The 3,712-nt window shown below is 71.0% G+C and carries 3 protein-coding genes and 1 pseudogene; 3 read left to right on the top strand and 1 reads right to left on the bottom strand.

Annotated elements, in window-relative coordinates:
* Positions 1 to 553: pseudogene (locus tag ACOADB_RS20445) on the top strand (hypothetical protein); the annotation flags it as partial.
* Here the strand turns inward: ACOADB_RS20445 and ACOADB_RS20440 are convergent.
* Positions 550 to 1,527, bottom strand: coding sequence for a sulfotransferase family protein (locus ACOADB_RS20440; protein WP_378602756.1), 978 nt, complete (start codon positions 1,525 to 1,527; stop codon positions 550 to 552). The pseudogene ACOADB_RS20445 and the gene ACOADB_RS20440 overlap by 4 nt on opposite strands.
* Positions 1,528 to 1,606: 79 nt before the next feature.
* Between ACOADB_RS20440 and ACOADB_RS20435 the strand changes: the two genes are divergently transcribed.
* Together ACOADB_RS20435 and ACOADB_RS20430 are read left to right on the top strand one after the other, a co-directional pair.
* The gene (locus ACOADB_RS20435; RefSeq protein WP_378602753.1) at positions 1,607 to 2,503 is read left to right on the top strand and encodes a phosphoribosylaminoimidazolesuccinocarboxamide synthase; all 897 of its coding nucleotides are present in this window, start codon (positions 1,607 to 1,609) and stop codon (positions 2,501 to 2,503) included.
* 96 nt (positions 2,504 to 2,599) lie between these two features.
* A partial coding sequence (locus ACOADB_RS20430) for an AMP-binding protein (RefSeq protein ID WP_378602750.1) occupies positions 2,600 to 3,712 on the top strand: 1,113 nt, incomplete at its 3' end.

The following is a 3,712-nucleotide window of genomic DNA, read 5'->3' as shown; positions in this document are numbered from 1 at the left end:
GATCGACAGCCTGACGGCGGCGACGCCCGAGGAGATCCCGCAGGGTGAGCGCCGCGTGGTGCTCCCGGGTGACGAGACCGTCGCGGTCAAGGACCCGGTCATCGTGCAGCACGCGGACAGCTGGGAGATGTTCGTCTGTTGCCACCCGCTGACCGACCCGGGCCACGAGGACCGGATGACGACGCGCCTGATGCGAAGCGCTGACGGCCTGGCCTGGACCGACCACGGTGAGGTGCTCGCCGGCCAGCCGGGGGAGTGGGATGCGCGCGGCGCCCGCGTCACCGCCGTACTCCCGTGGCGGGTGGGTTCACCCCCGACCGCCCTGTACGACGGCCGTCCGGATGCCGAGTCCAACTGGTTCGAGACCACCGGGGTGGCGACGTGGGACGGCGACCGTTTCGTCCCGGCGGCGGGACCGCCGATCTCCTCGCCGCACGGCGACGGCGCGTGGCGCTACGCCAGCGCGGTGGCACTCCCCGACGGACGGACGCGCTTCTACGTGGAGGCCGCGCGTGCCGACGGCGCGCACGACCTCGTCACGCTGGTGCGTTAGGCGTCGACGCGCTTCGCCTGGCGTTGCGCGAAGGACCCGCGGTCGCGGGTCGACAGCCAGTCGGAGAAGTCCTCGCCGGTGAGCTCGGCGAGCAGGCCGATGTCGCCGGCAAAGGCGGGCAGCAGGCGCTCGCGCTGCTCGGAGGTGAGCGACGGCCGGTGGGCGTCGCGCGTCTGCAGGCGCGCGACGAGCGGCACGCTCGCGGCACGCCAGACCTCGGGCGCAGCGAACTGTCCGGCCCAGGCGCCGGCCCGGACCAGCGGTCCGACGACCCGAGGGCGCCAACCGGGGGCGACGTACGGCCGCGAGTTGTCCCGGGGGATCTCGCTCACCTGGCCCTCGCGGATGCCGAGGAACCGGCAGGCGCGATCGATGGTCTCGACCGGCTGGTCGACGATGTCGCGGTAGCGGACGACCAGCACCCGCGACTGCTCGACCAGCTTGAACAGGTCGCGGAACTGCTCGCCGTACAGCCCGAGCTCGCGGTAGCGCCAGAACGGCGCGTAGCCGGCCGCGATGCGCTCGTCCTGCCGGGCGAACGCGGTCTCGAAGTCGGCCTCCGGCTCCAGGCCGTCGGACCAGAGGTGCATCCAGTTGCTGTAGGCGCGGTCGATCGGGTCGCGGACCACGGCGATCAGCCTGATGTCGGGCAGGGACTCGGCGATCCGGCGCTGGGCGCCGCGGTGCCACAGGTAGAACGGGGTGCTCTCGCCGCGCACGGCGTCGGGCGGAGCGGGCCGGAACAGGTCCGTGTAGGCGTCGGCCTGCCAGATCCACTCGCGCTGGGAGTGGCGGTCGCCGGGGCCGCCCCAGTGTGGCGGCGGGGCGTTCTCGCAGAGCCAGTACTTCGGCTCCTTCGGCGTCGTCACGAACACGTCGGGGTGCGCGGCGAGGGCGAGGTGCAGGGCGCTGGTCCCTGCCTTCGGGGCGCCGACGAGGAGGAAGTCAGGCCGGGGCTCCCGATCCATAGTCATGTACATCAGTCTAGATACTTTTGTACGAACCCGCGAGCGCCTGTCCACGGCCGGGCGCGAGCCTCCTAGGCTGTGGTCCGTGACGCTCGCCAACATCCCGCCCGCACCCGAGCTCCCCGGAGCCCGCCACCTGCACTCCGGCAAGGTGCGCGACCTCTACGAGATCACCGAGGGACCGCACGTCGGCCAGCTGCTGATGGTCGCCAGTGACCGGATCTCGGCGTTCGACTGGGTGCTCGGCACGACGATCCCCGACAAGGGCGAGATCCTCACCCGGATGTCGCTGTGGTGGTTCGAGCAGCTGGCGGAGCTCGTGCCGAACCACATCGTGTCCACCGACGTGCCCGACGAGGTGCGCGGTCGAGCGGTGATCTGCGAGAAGCTCGCGATGTTCCCGGTGGAGTGCGTCGCCCGCGGCTACCTGACCGGCTCCGGCCTGCGTGAGTACGACGCCAGCGGCGAGGTCTGCGGCATCCCGCTGCCTGGCGGCCTGGTCGACGGCAGCCGGCTGGACGCGCCGATCTTCACCCCGGCCACGAAGGCCGAGCTCGGCGACCACGACGAGAACGTCTCGTTCGAGGCCGTGGTGGCCACCGTGGGGGAGGCGTCGGCGACCACGCTGCGCGACCTGACCCTGCAGGTCTACGGCCGCGCCGAGGAGATCGCGCGCGAGCGCGGCATCCTGCTCGCCGACACGAAGTTCGAGTTCGGCGCGCGGCCGGACGGCACGGTCGTGCTCGCCGACGAGGTGCTGACGCCCGACTCGAGCCGGTTCTGGCCGGCCGACCTGTGGCAGCCGGGCCAGCCGACGCCGTCGTACGACAAGGACGTCATCCGCAAGTGGCTCTCGTCCGCCGAGTCCGGTTGGGACAAGGCCTCGGGGGAGGCGCCGCCTGCGTTGCCCCAGGAGGTCATCGACCTGACCCGGTCGAAGTACCTCGAGGCCTACGAGCGCCTCACTGGTCAGCGGTTCTGACCAGCCCCGCCCACTGGGCGGGTGCACAAAGCACGGGGTGACGTTGTGGTCACGAGAACAGTGACCCGGGTCACGGCGGGACAGTAGGTTTTCGCCATGACGAACCTCGCCGGCTTTCTCGAGAAGAGCGCCCACGACTTCCCCGACCGCACCGCCATCGTTTTCGGTGACACCCGCCTGTCGTACCCGCAGGTCAACGGTGCCGCCAACCAGGTCGCCAACCTGCTCGTCGAGCGCGGCATCAAGCCGGGCGACAAGGTCGCCCTGAGCTGCCCCAACCTGCCCTACTTCACGATCGTCTACTACGGCATCCTCAAGGCCGGCGCGACCGTCGTGCCGCTCAACGTCCTGCTCAAGGGCCGCGAGGTCGCCTACCACCTGGCCGACTCCGACGCGAAGGCCCTCTTCGCCTTCCAGGGCACGCCGGACCTGCCGATCGGTGCCGAGTGCCACGCCGGCTTCGAGGCGACCGAGGGCTGCGAGAACTTCTTCGTGATCACCGCCGACCCGACGGCGCCGTCGCCGATCGAGGGCACCGAGACGTTCGGGCAGGCAGTCGGGTCGCAGCCGCCGACGTTCGAGACCGTCGACGTCGATGACGACGACACCGCGGTCATCCTCTACACCTCGGGCACCACGGGCCAGCCCAAGGGCGCCGAGCTGCGGCACCGCAACATGCGCGACAACGCACTGACGGGTGAGTCGCTCTTCGGTGCGGACTCCGCGAACCCGGACACCTACCTCTGCGTGCTCCCGCTGTTCCACTCCTTCGGCCAGACCGTCATCCAGAACGGCGCGTTCGCCTACGGCGGCACCGTCGTACTGCTGCCCCGCTTCGAGGCCGCGCCCGCACTGGCCCTCATGCTCAAGGAGAAGGTGACCTTCTTCGGCGGCGTCCCGACGATGTACTGGGGCCTGCTCGGTGCGCTCGACGACACGGTCGACGTCCAGACGCTCGCCGCGAACCTGCGGGTCGCCGTCGCCGGCGGTGCGGCACTGCCCGTCGAGGTGCACCACCAGTTCGAGGAGCGCTTCGGCGTCACGATCCTCGAGGGCTACGGCCTGTCCGAGACCTCCCCGGTCGCGAGCTTCTCGCGCTTCGGCGAGACGCCGCGGGTGGGCTCGATCGGAACGCCGATCCCCGGCGTCGAGATGAAGCTGCTCGACGGCGACACCTGGGACGAGGTCAAGGACCCCGAGGGGATCGGC

The organism is Nocardioides sp. CPCC 206348 (genome assembly GCF_048654705.1).
Lineage (GTDB): Bacteria > Actinomycetota > Actinomycetes > Propionibacteriales > Nocardioidaceae > Nocardioides.
The sequence above is the reverse complement of the archived record's forward strand: the minus strand, read 5'-3'. Positions and strand labels throughout refer to the sequence as shown.

Excerpts from the sequence above, each read along its gene's own strand:
- ACOADB_RS20440 (WP_378602756.1), bottom strand. The coding sequence starts at position 1,527 with ATGACTATGGATCGGGAGCCCCGGCCTGACTTCCTCCTCGTCGGCGCC.